The 17,158-nt window shown below is 60.9% G+C and carries 6 protein-coding genes; all 6 read left to right on the forward strand.

Going from position 1 to position 17,158, the window contains the following annotated elements:
• Positions 1 to 13: 13 nt before the first annotated feature.
• The 6 genes from ACWF5H_RS09370 to ACWF5H_RS09395 all read left to right on the forward strand — a co-directional run bounded on the left by ACWF5H_RS09370 (position 14) and on the right by ACWF5H_RS09395 (position 17,141).
• A complete protein-coding gene (locus tag ACWF5H_RS09370; protein WP_452036389.1) occupies positions 14 to 2,800 on the forward strand; it encodes a helicase-related protein in 2,787 nt (928 codons plus the stop codon).
• Positions 2,800 to 7,443 carry a DNA methyltransferase gene (locus tag ACWF5H_RS09375; protein WP_452036390.1) on the forward strand — a complete coding sequence of 1,548 codons (4,644 nt, stop codon included), beginning with the start codon at positions 2,800 to 2,802 and terminating at the stop codon, positions 7,441 to 7,443. Before ACWF5H_RS09370 ends, ACWF5H_RS09375 begins: the two co-directional genes overlap by 1 nt.
• The gene (locus ACWF5H_RS09380) at positions 7,440 to 13,817 is read left to right on the forward strand and encodes a DEAD/DEAH box helicase (RefSeq protein WP_452036391.1); all 6,378 of its coding nucleotides are present in this window, start codon (positions 7,440 to 7,442) and stop codon (positions 13,815 to 13,817) included. Before ACWF5H_RS09375 ends, ACWF5H_RS09380 begins: the two co-directional genes overlap by 4 nt.
• A gap of 2 nt (positions 13,818 to 13,819) precedes the next feature.
• Entirely contained in the window at positions 13,820 to 16,105 is a 2,286-nt protein-coding gene (locus ACWF5H_RS09385) for a 3'-5' exonuclease (RefSeq protein ID WP_452036393.1), read from the forward strand.
• A 41-nt stretch (positions 16,106 to 16,146) separates the two neighbouring features.
• Entirely contained in the window at positions 16,147 to 16,602 is a 456-nt protein-coding gene (locus tag ACWF5H_RS09390) for a hypothetical protein (protein ID WP_452036395.1), read from the forward strand.
• A gap of 170 nt (positions 16,603 to 16,772) precedes the next feature.
• The gene (locus ACWF5H_RS09395) at positions 16,773 to 17,141 is read left to right on the forward strand and encodes a protein NO VEIN domain-containing protein (protein ID WP_452036396.1); all 369 of its coding nucleotides are present in this window, start codon (positions 16,773 to 16,775) and stop codon (positions 17,139 to 17,141) included.
• Positions 17,142 to 17,158: the final 17 nt, after the last annotated feature.

A 17,158-nucleotide genomic window follows, 5' to 3' on the forward strand; every position in this document is an offset into this window, starting at 1 on the left:
GGACGAGGACTGGATGGTTACGGCGACGGAACCGTCCGTCGACGGGACGCTTGTCCGCGTTCAGGGCCTTACGGAACTCGTACGTGACACAACGGCTGCCTTCTACAGTGCGCTCGACGACATTGAAGTCGTCGATCCCGCTAAATCAAAGGTGGTTGCGGACTGCACTCCCAATTACCGGAGAGCTCGGTTGTTTCTTGAGACAACCCTGCGCAAGACGCCAACTCCCCAATCAGCCGAGCACCTGACCGTCTCCACCCGGATGCTCTCCAGGAACCTGAAGTATCAGCAGATCGCCGTCGCCAAGGCTCTCGATACCAAGAACATCCGCCCGCGCATTCTCATCGCGGACGCCGTTGGCCTGGGCAAGACTCTCGAAATCGGCATGATTCTCAGCGAGCTGGTCAAGCGTGGCCGGGGTGAGCGAATCCTCATTGTTACGCCGCGCCATGTTTTGGAGCAGATGCAGCACGAGCTGTGGTGCCGCTTCGCCTTGCCATTCGTCCGCCTGGACTCTTCCGGTATTCAAAAAGTTCGTCAAAAGCTTCCGGCCACCCGGAACCCGTTCACGTACTACAAGCGAGCAATCATCTCCATCGACACGTTGAAGAGCGCACGCTACCGTGCGCATCTAGGTAAGCTTCGCTGGGACGCCGTGGTCATCGATGAATCCCACAACCTGACCAACACGGGCACCCTCAATAACGAACTTGCCCGGATCCTGGCACCGAATTCCGAGGCCCTGATCCTGGCATCGGCCACTCCGCACAACGGCCGCAACGAATCCTTCGCGGAGCTGCTCCGCCTGCTCGATCCCACCGTCGTCCGCCCGGACGGGACGTTTGATCCCAAGCAGGTGGAAAACCTGATTATCCGTCGGCACCGCCACAGTCCGGAGGTCGCCCAGGAAGTGGGTGCCGACTGGGCCGAGCGGGAGGAACCGGATAACCGGCTGGTGTCGGCGTCTGCGGCCGAGGACGCGATCGCCGAGGAGCTTTCCGATGTCTGGCTGTACCCTGAGGGCCGGCCATCCCCTTATTCAGGGCAAACCGGATCCCTCTTTTCCTGGACGCTCGCCAAGGCCTTCCTGTCTAGCCCGGCTGCACTGCTCGAAACCGTGACGGAGCGCCTCAAAAAGCTCGACGGCGATGCACCCACCGAGGCCGCAGAAGTGGAGGCATTGAGTCGTCTAAGGCGACTGGCCGACGACGCCAACACCGGTGAGTCCGCTAAGTACAACGAGCTAGTCTCTTACCTGAAAAAGATCGGCGTCGGCAAGGGATCTCCAATGCGTGCGGTGGTGTTCGCCGAGCGCGTCGCAACCCTCAAATGGCTTCAGGAGAAGTTGCCCCAGGCGCTTGGCCTCAAGCCCGAGAACGTCGGGTTGCTGCACGGTGGTCTGAGTGACGTTGAACAGCAGGACATCGTCGACAACTTCAAACGGGGCAAAAGTCCGTTGCGCGTTCTTGTCACAGGAGACGTCGCTTCCGAAGGCGTCAACCTACACGCCAAGTGTCACCACCTGATCCATTTCGACATTCCGTGGAGCCTCATCCGCATCGAACAGCGGAACGGCCGCATCGACCGCTTCGGTCAACGGCACAAGCCGCAGATCACAACGCTGCTCCTAAATCCGCACAACACTCGCTTCTCCGGCGACATCAAGGTCCTGACCCGCCTGATGGAACGCGAACATGAGGCCCATGCCGTACTGAATGACGTGGCCTCGTTGATGGGTCAGTACAGTGTCAAGCAGGAGGAGGACGCCATCCGCGACGTCCTGATGGGCAAGAAAGGCTTCGAGGAGGCCGTCGGCGTCCCGGACCCGGATCCGGAGTCGGGCGACGTCTGGGACTTCCTCGACTTCGAATCCTTGCACGGTGAGCCTGCGGTCGAAGACATCCCCGTCGAGAAGCCATTGGGCCTCTATTCGTCGGACCTGGAATTCCTCGACGAGGCCCTCAACGAAGCATTTGAGGAACCGCAGAAGAAGGTCGGTTGGACTGTCCACACTGCGCACGGGCTCGCAGAGCTGACACCGCCGGCCGATCTCCAGCACCGTCTGGGCTACCTTCCGCAGGATTACCTTTCAGAGCGGCGCGTTGGCGAGCGCCTCAAGCTTGCCACCACGGTGGAAGCTGGGACTCGAGAGCTTGACCGTGCGCGCGAATCTGATGACATGAGCTGGCCCGAGGCCCACTACCTGGGACCGCTTCACCCGGTGCTGGAGTGGGCTAGCGATCGTGCTCTCGCTTCTATGTCCCGCAGCGAAGTGCTGGCTGTCCGCGGTGACGTCGAAGTCGCTCAGGTCCTGTTGATGGGAACGTTGATGAACCGACGCGGCCAGGTTGTTTCCAAGGCCTTTATCGCCGTCGACTTCCCCGACCTCGCCACTCCGAGTTTCTGTCTGTCGGAACCGCTGGAGGACCTGGGGGAGCATCTTGAGAATACTGGTGTCAAAGCCAAGGCAAACAACCCCGGCCCCGTGGTGACCGACGGTCTGCAGGCGTTGCTCCCACATGCAGTGGAGTCAGCTCGCCAGACCATGCAGCTGACCTTCGAGTCGGCCGCCGCAGCGGCAAACCAGCGGCTTGACGACTGGAAGAACCGTGCCAAGGACTGGACCCAGCTCTCGTTCGAACATACCCAACGTGTCGAAATTAAGAAGCAGCGCGAGCGAATCACCGAGGAACAGCAAATTGCAGAGTCCCTTGCCCCCGCTCAGCGGCTGGTGCGCCCGCTCCTCATCGTGGTTCCCCGCAATACCCCCGTTGTCGACCTGGAAGGTGCTGACCAGTAATGCCGTCCTTTGATTCGATTGTCGTAGGTGAAAACTGGATCAGTGAGCACTTTTTCACCACGGACTCCGTCAAAGAATCCTTCCAGGCTGAAGTAGCCAAGCTTAGGAAGTCCTGGGACGAGCAGGGGAAGGAAGGCCACTCGAGCGCCCTGAGCCGGTTCTCGGAGGTCCGCGGCCGCCTCCAGATTCTGTTGGCAGGGTTGTCCGAAGACGCGGTGGGAGCACCCGAGGCGTACGACCTTCTGCGCACCGCGCTCGGCTTCAAGGGTACGACGGCGGACGTGGCGCTCGACCGCAGCGGCACCGAGATGCTGGTCCCCGGCGTATGGGCGACGGAAAACTACGAGGTGCTGTTCGTCGAAGCAGCACCGGCCGACGCCGCGGAGGACGTGCTGTCCACCGTGTTGCCGCTCGGCCGGGTGCTGGTGGACGGCAAGGAGCCGAAGCCGGCCCTGACCGTCGCCAAGGTCGTCTCCGAGATGTACCTGTCGGAGCGGGCACCGAAATACGTGATCATAATGGCGGGTCGATGGTTGATGCTGACCGAGCAGGAACGCTGGGCCGAAGGCCGGTATCTTGCCGCCGACGTCCTGCTGGTGGCTGACCGCAACGACACGAAGAAACACGCCGAAACAGACCGGTTCCTCGCCATCTTTGGCCGCGATTCCCTCTTGCCGTCACCGGACGGAGCGCTCTGGTGGGACGGCGTCCTCGAGGCGTCCGTGAAGCATACAGTGGGCGTGTCCCAGGATCTGCGCGAGGGCATCCGAAGGTCCATCGAAATTATCGCCAATGATGTTCTCAAACGTCGCGCAGCGCAGGGCATCTCTGCGGACGACGTCGACGGACAGCTGCTGGCCCGCCAGTCCCTGCGGTTCCTCTACCGGATCCTGTTCTTGCTCTATGCGGAGGCCTCGCCGGAAATGGGCGTTCTTCCTGTTGGGGCGGGCGAATATAACGAGGGCTACGGCCTGGATCGGCTGCGGGAGCTGACCCTCGTTAATATCCAGTCGCCGGCGTCGCAGCAGGGGACTCACATCTACGAGTCGCTGGAACGGCTCTTCCGCTTGGTGGATGACGGCCACGGGCATGGGGACGGCTCGACGTCGGAGGAAGCCTCCGCGGTGAACGAGGGCCTGGTCTTCCAACCGCTCAAGGCCGATTTGTTCCTCCCCGCCGCGACGTTTTTGATCGACGAGGTAAAGCTCAGCAACATGGAGCTCCAGCGGGTCCTTCAGCACCTACTGCTGAGCAAGGAAACGCGAGGCAGGGACCGCGGGTTTATCTCCTATGCTGAGCTGGGAATCAACCAGCTGGGCGCAGTGTACGAGGGACTCATGTCCTACACCGGCTTTATTGCCGAGACGGACCTGTATGAAGTAGCTAAGGACGGTAACTCGGAGAAGGGCTCCTGGGTCGTGCCAGTGGACCGCTCCGAATCCATAGAAGCCAGACACTTCGTTATGGCAGTGGACGAGCAGACCGGGGAGAAGCGCCCGGTGGTGCATCGAGCCGGATCTTTTGTTTTCCGTCTTGCCGGGCGGGAGCGCCAGCAATCGGCGTCCTACTACACTCCCGAAGTGCTGACGAAATTCGTCGTCTCTCAGGCGCTCGCGGAGCTGCTGGACCAGGACGGTATGCTGACGCCAGCGGATGACATCCTCAAACTGACCGTGTGCGAGCCTGCTCTAGGTTCTGGGGCGTTCGCAATCGAGGCCGTGCGTCAGCTGGCCGACGAGTACCTCAAGCGCAAGCAAACGGAGCTGGACATCCAGATTCCTGCGGACGAGTACCCGCAGGAACTGCAGAAGGTCAAAGCACAGATCGCACTTCACCAGGTTCATGGCGTGGACCTGAATTCGACGGCGGTGGAGCTCGCCGAAGTCTCGCTCTGGCTGGACACTATGGTCAAGGACCTTCAGGCACCGTGGTTCGGGCTGCGGCTGCGCCGCGGAAACTCGCTCATTGGCGCCCGCCGGGCTACCTATTCGCGGCAGTCTGTCAACGACAAGTCCTGGTTGACTTCCGCGCCGCAGGATGCGCCCCTAACGGGACTCGTCGACGCCATGCAGCGTGCGACCGACGACGAAGCGGTGATTGGCCGCATCCACCACTTCCTGCTGCCAGCTGCGGGCTGGGGTGCCGCAGCAGATGCCAAGGAAGTAAAGGATCTAGCATCGGATCCCCAGCAGCGCTTGAAGGCCTGGCGAAAGCAAGTTCTGGGCAAGCCGACCAAGGCCCAGGTGGACCGGTTTGCCAAGCTTGCCAATCGAGTGGAGGTCCTGTGGAAGTTCGCACTTCGACGGCTACAAATCGCTGATGCTGGAGCACGGCGATACATTGACTATTTCGGACGCTGCACTTCCGAAGGAGCACATGGCGAGCCTGTCGGCGTTGAAGCTGTGTCACGTGAACAAATCGAAGAAGCACTGGGGAACCCGAACAGCGCCTACCAACGGCTGCGGCGGGTCATGGACGCTTGGAACGCTCTCTGGTTCTGGCCCCTCACGGACGCTGCAACTAGGGGCCTCCAGCCCCCGAGCGTGAATGAGTGGGTCGCTGCACTCGAGGGCATCTTGGGACGATTGGAGTACTTGCCTGCGGCGCACCACAAATTTGGGCGGGCGCAGGGACAGCAAATGCTTTCAGCATCTATGACGTGGGCTGACCTGGATGTCAGCGAGCCCCTGGCGATCGCCACTTCTCGAGCTGTCGGCATCGACCAGGTGCTGAGGGAGCACCCATGGTTGAAAGTCTGCGAAGAGGTGGCGCAGGAACAGGGCTTCTTCCACTGGGAACTCGACTTCGCGTCCGTTTTCGGTCGCGGAGGATTCGACCTCCAAGTGGGTAATCCGCCGTGGGTGCGTCCACGTTCGGACGAGGCAGCCCTTCTGGCGGAGGGCGATCCATGGTGGCAGCTAGCCGAGAAGCCGACCCAAGGAGCTGTTAAGACTAGGCGAGCGCAGACGCTTGCTCGGGACGGCATGCTTGAGCTTTTTGTAGATAACGCCATCGCCGCCCCGGTCGTAGCCGAGTATTTGGGCTCGAATTCGACGTACCCGGTCCTGTCTGGCCTCCAGCCAGACTTATATCGCGCCTTCATGGTGCGCACTTGGACCTCGGCCTCGAAGCAAGGTGCCGTCGCTCTCATCCATCCCGAATCGCACTTTACCGAGAAAAAGGCTGCAACGCTGCGGGCTGAGACTTACCGGCATCTTCGTCGACATTGGCAGTTTACGAATTCCCTATCCTTGTTTGAAGTGCACGCCAATACCGTTTATGGCGTACACGTATACGGGCCGCGCAAGAGCGAACCGGGTTTCCTCTCTGCTTCTTTCCTTTATCATCCTGACACGGTGGTTCGATCTTTGGAGCATAGAGGCGAAGGGGAAGTGCCGGGAGTGAAGACCATGGATGGCGCGTGGGATACTCGGCCGCACAGAGAGCGTATCGCCTTTGTCGACAGCAATACTCTGAGGGTTTGGGCGGATCTTCTTGACGAGGAGAAAACCCCCTATTCGGAAGCTCGAATGGTTTACGCAGTCAACACGTCTAGTAGCAAAGTTCTCGAGAAGATGGGGAAATTGCCCAAACTTAAAGAGTTGGGTTTGCAATACTCACGGGGTTGGGACGAAACAATCGATCGGAAGAAGGGGTACATCGAATACGGAACAATGGACGATGCATCGTGGGAAGATACGATCCTTCAGGGGTCGCACCTCACGACGTTTAACCCGGTCTACAAGACGTTCGAGACACCAGGAAAGGGCAAGGCAAGTTGGTCTGAGGTTGACCTATTGTCTCTTCCTCTTGATTATGTTCCCAAGTCTGGATTGCAGCCAGTGGGTGATAGGGCTGCGTACGACGCTGCCTACGGAAGTTGGGTTGATGGCGCGGGCGTGGGGCGTCCAGTTCGCAATTTCTACAGAGTTGCATGGCGGCTAATGATTGCTCACGACATTCGTCGGTCATTGAACGTGGCAATGATACCGCCAGGGGCAGGTCACACCCTGAGCTTACAGTCGGCCGGATCGCCTGAAATGACAGCGGCTCAACTGTTACTTCTCTTGGCTACGCTGGGATCGATCCCTGCCGATTTTCTGCTCAAGACTACCGGTCTCGCAAATCTCTATGGTCTCTCTATAAATCGATTCCCACGCGTCCTGGCCGAGAGTCAGCTAACGGGCGAAATTGTGCGTAGGGCGGCCCAGCTGGTGTGCTGTACGAGCGCATATGCCAGGTTGTGGAATGAGGTTTCAGGATCCAAATGGAACGAAGCGAGCTGGGTGCGTCGGGCTGATGCGCGTCGACAGCTGGAAATAGAGATCGACGTTCTGATTTCAATTGCTTGGGGAATCACTGTAGATGAGCTGTGCGCAATATATAGAACGCAGTTTCCGATTCTTGCCAAGGCAGAAAAGCACGCATTTTTCGACAAAAACGGTCACCTTGTCCCTTCTGTTATTAGCAACTTGTACCGCAAGCATGGAGGCCGTCTTACCGTCGATGAAAGGACATGGACGCACCTCCAAAGCGGGGTTGAGTATGTGTTCGAGTTCCCGTTCCGGAGCTTCGACCGTGAAGAGGACATGCGGAATGCCTTTGCGCATTTCGAGATGATCTTGGCGGAGCAGTCGTCATGACGGAGTTGTTGCCCACTAACCAGGCCGTGGATTTGCGCCGGGGACTGTCTGACTATCTGGCGACGACATTCGCTCTGACTGACAGCAACGCTCAGCAGGCCATCAAGGGCTTTCTGGCAGATACCGAAGACGGCCTGTTCAAGGGCCCATATGTCCGGCTGCGCCTTCCGTTCGAAACAGCTCCGCCGGGCTGGCGCGAATGTCTGGACTGGTATGAAGGCTTTGAGCCATACGGTCACCAGGCGACAGCTTTTCGGCGGTTGAGTAGTAAGGGGGACACAGGCGCTGGCACGAACGGTGGGTATCGGAGGCCCGAGCCCACCTTGATCACCACGGGCACCGGCTCCGGTAAGACCGAAGCGTTCCTATACCCAATCCTGGACCACGTGTTGCGCGCAAAGCGGGCAGGCGCCACGGGGATGAAGGCGCTCATCCTTTACCCGATGAATGCCCTGGCCAACGACCAGGCCAAGCGTTTGGCAGAGTTGCTGACAAAGCACGGCGAACTGTCAGGCATCAGCGCTGGAATCTACACCGGCCAGCAGGACACCAGCCGCACTAAGGTGTCGCCGGAGGGCCTGATCAATGATCGCCAGGTCTTCCGCGAGGAACCGCCGGACATACTGCTGACCAACTACAAGATGCTGGACATGCTCCTGCTTCGGCAAGAGGACGCGCCCCTCTGGCAGAAGTCCGCGACCAGCCTGCAGTACGTGGTGTTGGATGAATTTCATACCTACGACGGCGCCCAAGGAACCGACGTCGCAATGCTGTTGCGCCGGCTGGGTCTGTCGCTCAAGAGCTACTGGCCTGATGCCCTCGCGGACGGTCCGCACGGGCTGACCGAGGAGGACCGTGCGCGGCCGCTCGGCCGCGTCACGCCGGTCGCTACCTCCGCCACCCTCGGCAGCAAGGGGGACCCCGAGGCGATGCTCCGCTTCGCGGAGACTGTTTTCGGAGAGGTGTTTCCGCCGGAAGCCGTTGTGACTGAATCCCGGTTGCGTCCCGAGGCCTGGTCCGCGCTCGGCTCGGGAGTTGCCCAACCCAGGGATCTTCAGACCGTTGCACGATCTATCACCAATACGAACATCGCCGTCGCGGCACTTCGTGATGCCGGTGACAGTCCCGAAGCCGTTGTCCAACCCGTTATCGACGCGCTCTTCGAGCAGCGACCGGGTGACTTGTTGGACGCGATGCGCACGCATCCGCTCATCGAAACCCTCCTTGACCACGCCACCGTCGCCGTCGAGCTTGCCAAATTGTCACGGACAGTCTTCCCGGCGCATTCCCTGCCGGAGGGCGTCGGAGCTGTGGATGCCGAAGAATTCCTGTCTCATGTCATCGCGTTGCTGAGCCACATCCGTGCCCGGCATGGCCGTGCGGCCCTGACCGTGGAAACGCACTTATGGATTCGTGAGATGTCCCGGGTGGACGCCGCCGTAGATACCGTCCCGCGATTCCGCTGGTCGGATGACGGAGTGGATCAGTCGAACGATATGTTCCTGCCCGCCGTATACTGCAGGCACTGCGGTCGGTCCGGTTGGGGCGCGGTTCTGGCACCCACGGGTATGGACTTAGAGCTGGACGACTCCAAAATTCGCGAGGCGCGGCTGGCGAATAACCCGCGCTTCAGAACACTCATCTCTGCCGCCGCCGAGGCGGACATTATCGAGTTCGATCAGGACGGCGCGGAACAGGTCCAAGGGCTCCACTGGCTACACACGGTCAATCGTGGGCTTTCCAAAACACCTCCAGCAGCGGACAGCGCCGATCTTGCCGAAGGCCGCGTCATTCCCGTGCTGATGCTCAGCGGACAGGTCGCGGACGACCAATCGAAGCGTGACGTCTGCCCTGCTTGCCTGGCCAAGGAAGGCATCGCCTTCATGGGCAGCGCCATTGCAACAATGCTCTCCGTGAGCATCTCCAATTTGTTCGGGGCCGAAGGCTTGGACGAGGGCGAGAAGAAGGCGCTGGTCTTCACCGATAGTGTGCAGGATGCCGCCCATCGGGCCGGCTACGTCCAGTCCCGCTCCCACACCATGACGCTCCGAACCGCATTGCGGCGCGCGCTGGGGGCGCAGACGGCCACCCTGCCGGAGGTCGTTGATGCCGCCATCGCCGGGGCGACTACGCCGGCGGAGCGTTACCAACTGGTGGCACCGGACTACGTTGACCGCCAGAGCTTTAGGCAATTCTGGGATCCACAGGCAACACCGCCGGAGCAAGCCCGCGGACGCCGATTCGCGAGGCGCCGGCTTCAGTTCGACGCACTGCTGGAGCTCGGTCTGCAATCGCGTACAGGCCGGACCCTGGAGCTCACCGGTTCTCTCGCTGTCGAGACCGACGCAGGCAGCGCGACGCGCATGCTCGCCGTCGCCCGCAAGGCCTACGACTCCGCCCAGCACCAGACGATGGTGGGGGACACCGCGCCTAGCGAGCAGCAGCTGCTGCAGTGGCTCTGCGGCACGGTGGAACGCGTTCGCCTCCAGGGCGGCATCTATCATGAATGGCTTAAGGGCTACATCGCCACTGACGGCAAACGCTGGCAGATCTGGGGCGGTCGGCCCAAGGGCGAGGGCATGCCGGCGTTCCCCTCCGGTCGTCCCGCGCCTGCATTCCCGCGGATCGGCAGCGCGGCCGCGGCCACCGATAATCTTGACTCCGTCACGCCATCGACGTCCTGGTACTCACGGTGGACTGCACGCTGCCTCGGCGTCGCGCCGTCGGACAGCGGCTACCTTTCGAAGGCGCTGATAACGGCGCTGGCCGAAGACGGTGTGCTGGGCAAGAGCAGCACCAACTCCGGAGCAGACATCTATTGGCTGGATCCGGAGAAGATCATGCTCTCGGTGCCTGCCGTCGATGACCTCGAATCCGGGCGCCACATTTTGGCGTGCAAGGTCTGCAAGGCCGTAACCCCCGGAAGCCGGACCGTCATCGACCAGCTGGACGGCGCTCCGTGCACCTTGGTTCGATGCAGCGGGAGGCTAGAGCGCCAGGCAGGGGACCCCCGGAACTTCTACCGGGACCTATACTCCTCACGGGAAAGCAAGCGCGTCGTGGCCCGCGAACACACCTCACTGCTGGACGACAAGACCCGGATCCGTTACGAAACTCAATTTAAGTCCGGCTCGGACAATCCGCAGGCGCCTAACGTTCTAGTCGCTACCCCCACCTTGGAGATGGGCATCGACATCGGTGACCTGTCCTGCGTCATGCTCGCCTCGCTGCCCACTTCAGTGGCCTCCTACCTTCAAAGGGTGGGCCGCGCCGGCCGACTGACCGGCAACTCGTTGGTCCTCGCGTTTGTGCGTGGCCGCGGTGAGCATCTGCCCAAACTTCACGACCCTCTCTCGGTCATCAACGGGGAGGTCCGGCCGCCTGCGACCTACTTGGATGCAGAAGAAATCCTGGGGCGCCAGTACGTCGCCCACGTAGCAGATCGGTTCGCCCGGACCGTTGGCCGACCGCACCCTCGTGACGCCGTTCAGGCGCTCGGGAGCGTTGCTCCGGGATCGTTCATTGGAGACTTGATCCGGGATGCCACGGAGAATGCCAAGGTCTACCTGCCTGAATTCCTTGGCCAGTTCGGCGAACGGATTTCGGAGGGAAGCCGAGAGCGCCTGATTGCTTGGGCCTCCGAGCACGACGACGGCGAGCCCAGTGGTCTGGCCCGGCACCTCATCCGGGCGGCGGGGGAGTGGAAGGCCGACATCGACGAGCTTGAGGGCCGGCGCAAGGAAATCGATACGGCCCTACCGGAGCTCGAAACCGCGGCCAAAGAAGCGGAACGCCTTGGCGACAAGTCCTCTGATGCACTTCAAGCCCTGCGGACCGCTAAAGCGACTCTCCGCATGATCGGTGACCAGCTGAAGCAGCTCAGAGGCGACTACTGGATCTCCGTTTTGGAAGCCTACGGCGTGCTGCCCAATTACACCCTGCTGGACGATTCGGTCAGCCTGGATGTGGGATTGTCCTGGAAGGACGCCGACACGCAGGAGTTCGTCACGGACACCGTGACGTACAACCGTGGCGCCTCCGTAGCACTCAGCGAGTTCGCCCCCGGAGCCACCTTCTACGCCCAAGGCATGGAAATACTCATCGACGCAGTGGATCTTGGGCCGCAGCAAAGCCACGTCCAGAAATGGCAGGTATGTCCTCAATGCGGCTGGATCAAGACAGACGCCAGTACGGGCGCCCCTGTGGCGAGCTGCGTGCGGTGCGGGACGGCGGCCATTGCGGACATGGGCCAGATCCTCGACGTCGTGGTTATGAAGAAGGTCTCCGCTGAAGTTCGACGCGACGAGGCCGCCATCAACGACCGCCGCGACAACAGGGTCCGCGAACGATTCACCATCGTGGCCGCGGCGGACATTGACGAGCAGCATCTGCAAAAGCGCTGGTTCGTGGAAGGCTACGACTTCGGCGCGGAGTACTTCAACCGGGTGGACATCCGATGGATCAATACGGGGCGGACCGCATCGAATGGCGGCGTGAGGACCATCGCCGGCGACGACGTGCGGACCCCGATGTTTCGACTGTGTTCTTACTGCGGCCAGCTGGACCAGTCTGCCAAGGAGAACCGTCCGAGCGAGCACCGCTTTTGGTGCAAGTTCCGGAAGGAACTTCAAGAGAGCGTTAAGGAAGTTGTCCTGGCCCGTGAGCTCAACACGCAGGGCGTGGTGCTCCACCTTCCGCTGGACGTGACCTATGGTGACGACTTCTCAGTGCCGAGTCTCCAGGCGGCGCTGCTCCTGGGGCTGCAGAAAGTGTTGGGGGGAGCGCCGGACCACCTCGGTGTGCTGCGGATCAATGATCCCGCACACGGCGGGGACCGGATCGCGCTCATGCTTCATGACAAGGTCCCGGGAGGCACAGGGTACCTGGCCGAGTTCGCCAATTCGGAACGTGTTTGGGAGCTGCTGTACGCCGCATGGGAGACTGTGCGCGACTGCAGTTGCCGGTTTGAGGAGCGGCTTGCCTGCCATCATTGCCTCCTACCGCACGCCGAGCCATGGCAAGTGGACAGAGTGGCCAGGGCGAGTGCGGAACGGTTGCTTGGTCTCCTGCTGCGCTCTGGGCAGCAGCCCGCGGACGGTGGCGCTCCGCCGTCGTACGCGGATTGGTCGGTAACCGAAGAGGCGCCGAGCGGCGAAACGTCGATCGAATCGCTGCTGGAAAAGCGGTTCCGCAAGGCCTGGATGGACAGGCTCAAGGCCGTTGGGGCTCACACAAAAGTGACGCCGGGAGCGCTTGCGGACACCATTACTTTCCGGATGCCCGGCCAGAACTTTCAGTGGCAGCTTCTGCCCCAGGTGGATGTTGCCGGTACGCGGCCCGACTTCCTGCTGAAGGGGCCGCCGGACCCGAACTTCCCCGTGCTCGCCATCTACACTGATGGGCTTACCTTCCATGCGTCGCCCGAACACAACCGGATTGCGGATGACGCAGCAAAGCGCGACAAGCTCCGGCATACGTCAGAGCTGTCCTCAGCGGTGGTTCCTTGGGCCGTGACGTGGCAGGACGTGGACGCCTTCGAGGCAGGACCTTCGGCCCCTGCGACGCTGCCGTCCTGGATGAACGCCAAGCTGAACGCACAGCTTATGGCGAAGTACCCTGTGGACGCGTCCATCATGGGCGTGCTGGGCCGGGACGCTGTGAGCATTCTCTGGCATTGGGTCAATCAGCCCGACCCCGAAGCCTGGACCAAGTTCTCCGAGCTGGTGCCGCTCATGCTCATGCAGCAGAAACCTCAGCCAGCCGACCCGGACTCCATGTATGGCCACGCCGTAGCGTTGGCACAGGGACAACACCTAGTGTTGCCCCAAGGCGCGACCACTGGATGGACCTTCCGGTCAGGAAGCGTTGGGTTTGCCGCGGCAGGGTCACCCAACAGCCTGTCCACTATCGCTGTCGGCCTCTGCCTTGACGACCGAGCCGAAGCACTGACATCCTCCGCGCATGAAGCCTCTTGGCGCCTCTGGCTGCAGCTGTCCAACCTACTGGCGTTCAAGCCGATAGGTTTGACCATCGGGTCCGTCTCCTCGACCGTGAGCGCTGGAACCTCGGTGCTTGCAGAAGTGGCCCGCCAGGAGACCGCTGAAGCGACCGAGCCGGCTTTGAAAGAACTTCTTGAGCAGGCGACAGTGCTTGAGAAAGCCCTGTTGCTCCAACTTGCTGAGGCCGGTCTCGATGTTCTGCCAGAGCTCGGATATGAGGTGAATGGCCTCCCGGTCTCCATCGCGTGGCCCGACCACCAGATCGGGGTCGTATTCGACGACGACGGGCACTCGGAGCTCCAGGCCGCCGGTTGGACGACGGTGGGACCTAATGTTGACGATATTCGCGGACTGCTCAAAATGAAGGAGGCTTGACGGTGCCGTTACTGACACTGATCAAGAAGAAGGACAAGATCGACGGCGCAATGAAGGCCAAGGTTTATTCCTTCTTTGAAAAGCTCCAGAAGGACGATACCGCCCCCGGTCTGCATATAGAGCCGATGCACACGCCGGCAGACCCCAGGGTCCGCACAGGGCGCATTGACCTGAACTACCGCGCCGTGCTGTTCAAGGTCGCCTTCGAAAACATACCGCACTATTTCTACTACGGCGCGTGGCCGCACGATGAAGCCATTGAGATTGCACGCTCAAGTGTGCTGCAGGTCAACTCAGTCAACGGTGTTCTCGAGGTCTTGAAGGCCGCAGCTCCGGCGGCAGAACCCCCGACGTCGCCGGACACACCGACTTCCACGGGGACCGCAGCGGAAGCTCCCGTCGTGGAGGCAGCGGAGGAGACAGAGGCTGAGCGCGAAGGTGGGCAGGATCAGGCACAGCCATGGACGAATCCACTGGCTGCGTGCGGTATGGATCAAGCGGAGCTTGTCGCTACTTTGGGTCTCGCCGCTGATCTTGTGGACCGCACTTTCGCCGCTTTGTCAGATGAAGAGCTCCTGGACCTCTTGGGTGACGCCCCCGAGTGGCAAGCTACCGCGCTCTTGGAACTCGCCGCGGGTACATCCGTCGCTGAGGTTCAGGACAAGCTGGCCCTCAACCGGTACGTTGATGACCCGCTCGTGTCCGAGGAGGACAAGATCAAGCGGGCGTTGGAGCATCCGGCAACGCAGATGCAGTTCACCTTTGTGGGGGAGAACTCCGAGGAGTTGAAGAAGGTGATTGAGGGCGGCGACTTTGATTCTTGGCGCACCTTCCTCCACCCCGAACAGCGTATCTATGCCGAACGCCGATACAACGGATCGTTCCGCCTCTCGGGAGGCGCCGGTACGGGCAAGACTGTGGTGCTGTTGCATCGCGCCAGGACGCTGTCTCGCGCTGAGCCTGCGGCGCGCATTGTTCTCACGACGTTTACGACCACACTTGCTGAATCACTCGGATCAGGTCTGTCCAAACTCGACTCGGACCTCCTTCGGGCGGCCAAACCGGGCGAAGCGGGTGTTTATGTCGCGGGCGTGGATGCACTGGTGAGCAAAGTGTTCCGCGCTGCGTCTGAGGCGGAGCAGCGGAAGTCCATGAAGGACCTCTTCGGGCTTGAAACTGCGGCTCCAGGAAAGATTGTGGACACGGATTTCGCTCGCCAACAATGGGAATCTGCCCTTGGCGACGTGGAACATGATTTGGAGCTTGAGCTAGCCAATCCGACGTTCCTGCAGCAGGAATATGAGACCGTGGTACTTCCAAATTTCATCAGCGACAAGGACGCATATCTCAAGGTGCCGCGAGCTGGGCGTGGCACCGCTTTGAACCGTGCAAAGCGGCTTGCAGTTTGGAAAATTATCGAGGGATACAGGTACTACAATCGGATTGAGATGCACGCGTCTTTCGTGGAAATGGCGCACCTGGCGACGCTGATCCTGCGGCAGCGAGCCGAGAACGGGAAGGCCCGATTGGCCGATCACGTTCTGATAGACGAAGCCCAGGACTTGCATGCGGGGCATTGGCTTTTCCTTCGGGAATTGGTTCAGCTCGGCCCGGACGACCTTTTCATTGCCGAAGATTCACATCAACGCATCTATGGACAAAAGATCCCGCTGTCCCGCTTCGGAATCGGAATTGTAGGGCGGTCCCGACGGTTGACCCTCAACTACCGGACTACGCAACAAAACCTCGCGTACGCCGTCGGACTTCTGAGGGGCATGCCGGTGACGGACATTGAGGGCGGAGATGAATCCATCAGCGGATACACCTCATCGCGCGTCGGTCCCCAGCCGCAAGAGCACTCGGCGACCTCCTACGTGGAAGAGCTGGACAACCTCGCGCACACGTTGCGCACGTGGCGGGAAGAAGGTGTGCCCCTCGAGACAGTTGGCATTCTCGTTCGCGCTAACTTCCAGATCGGGAAAGTGATTAGCGGACTTAACGAACGGGGGATTGAGGCACGGACGGCAGGATCGGCCCTCGCTACCGGCGTCCCGTCAGTAATGACGATGCACCGATCAAAGGGCATGGAATTTACGCGCGTGGTCCTCTTCGGCCTGTCTGACCAATCAATGCCGGCGGCATACCAATTGAAGAACCTGGCGGCAGCCGAGCAAGCTGACGCCCTTCTGCGTGAGCGTTCGCTGCTTTATGTCGCTGCCACCAGGGCCCGGGACGGGCTCGTGGTGTCTTGGAGCGGAAAACCGTCGGAGCTGCTTGGTACAAAGTAGTCTCGGTACTTAGATAAAAGCAGAATTCAGTTGGGGGAGTAATGATGGTGAACGCGACTGTAAAGAAAGCGCGCTGGTGGGACGGTAACCCGACGCAGCGCTATTGGATGGAATTGGTCAATGTCGAGACCTGGGGCAGCGAACTGATTGCCCCAGATACTCCGCGCTACGACCTCATGCGCGACGTTCAAGTGGGAGATGTCGTTCTCCATTGGGTGGGAAAGAACAACCCCATGGGCTTTAAATCCGGCATGTATGGCGCGTCAATCGTGGCAGGAAAGCTGCAGCCGCGGGCCGGGGAATGGTTCGGCAAGCCCGCTAACACCATCCCACTGACGAAGTACACGGCACTACCCCGACCGTACCTACTGACCGATCTGCGCGCCGATCATCAACCCGACATTCTCGGAGTCAAGGCCGAACTCGAGCAGGAGTTTGCGGACAACCGCGGGTACACATGTACTTTCCCTTCCAGAAGCACCCGACCAGCGGCTTGAAACCCAATCAGGGGTATCTGTTCAAACTTCCGGGGGAAGTTCTCCGTGCTGCTCCAGACCTGCTACCGGACAGCGACTGGGGCGGCTTCGACCGGCCGCTTGTTGCACCGCCCGTCAGCGGACAAAACGGGGTGAGACAGCGCTACGCTGGGTTCTGCGCGGATCCCGTTTTGAAGAAGGCCATCGAGATGCAGGCCGTGCGCCAGGCAATCGTCCACTACGAGGCCGCGGGATACACCGTGGAGGACGTCGGCGCGTACCGTTCGTACGATCTTGAGGCAGTGCGCGGTGACGAGGTCCGGCACGTGGAGGTCAAGGGCTCTCAGGGCCACGTCCAGAAGGTCATCCTGACCCGCAACGAGGTAACCCACGCTAACGAGTTCGGACGTACGGATCTGGTGGTCGTAGCGGAGATTGAGTGGGAGCGACACAAGGACGGTTCCATTGCCACGGACGATGGGCTCATGAGTGTTTACCCTGACTGGCGGCCGTCACTCGAGAACCTCTTGCCGCTGAGCTACGAGTACTTCCTGGACTAGGACCAAGCATTGTGTGG

Source organism: Arthrobacter sp. NPDC055138 (genome assembly GCF_053607305.1).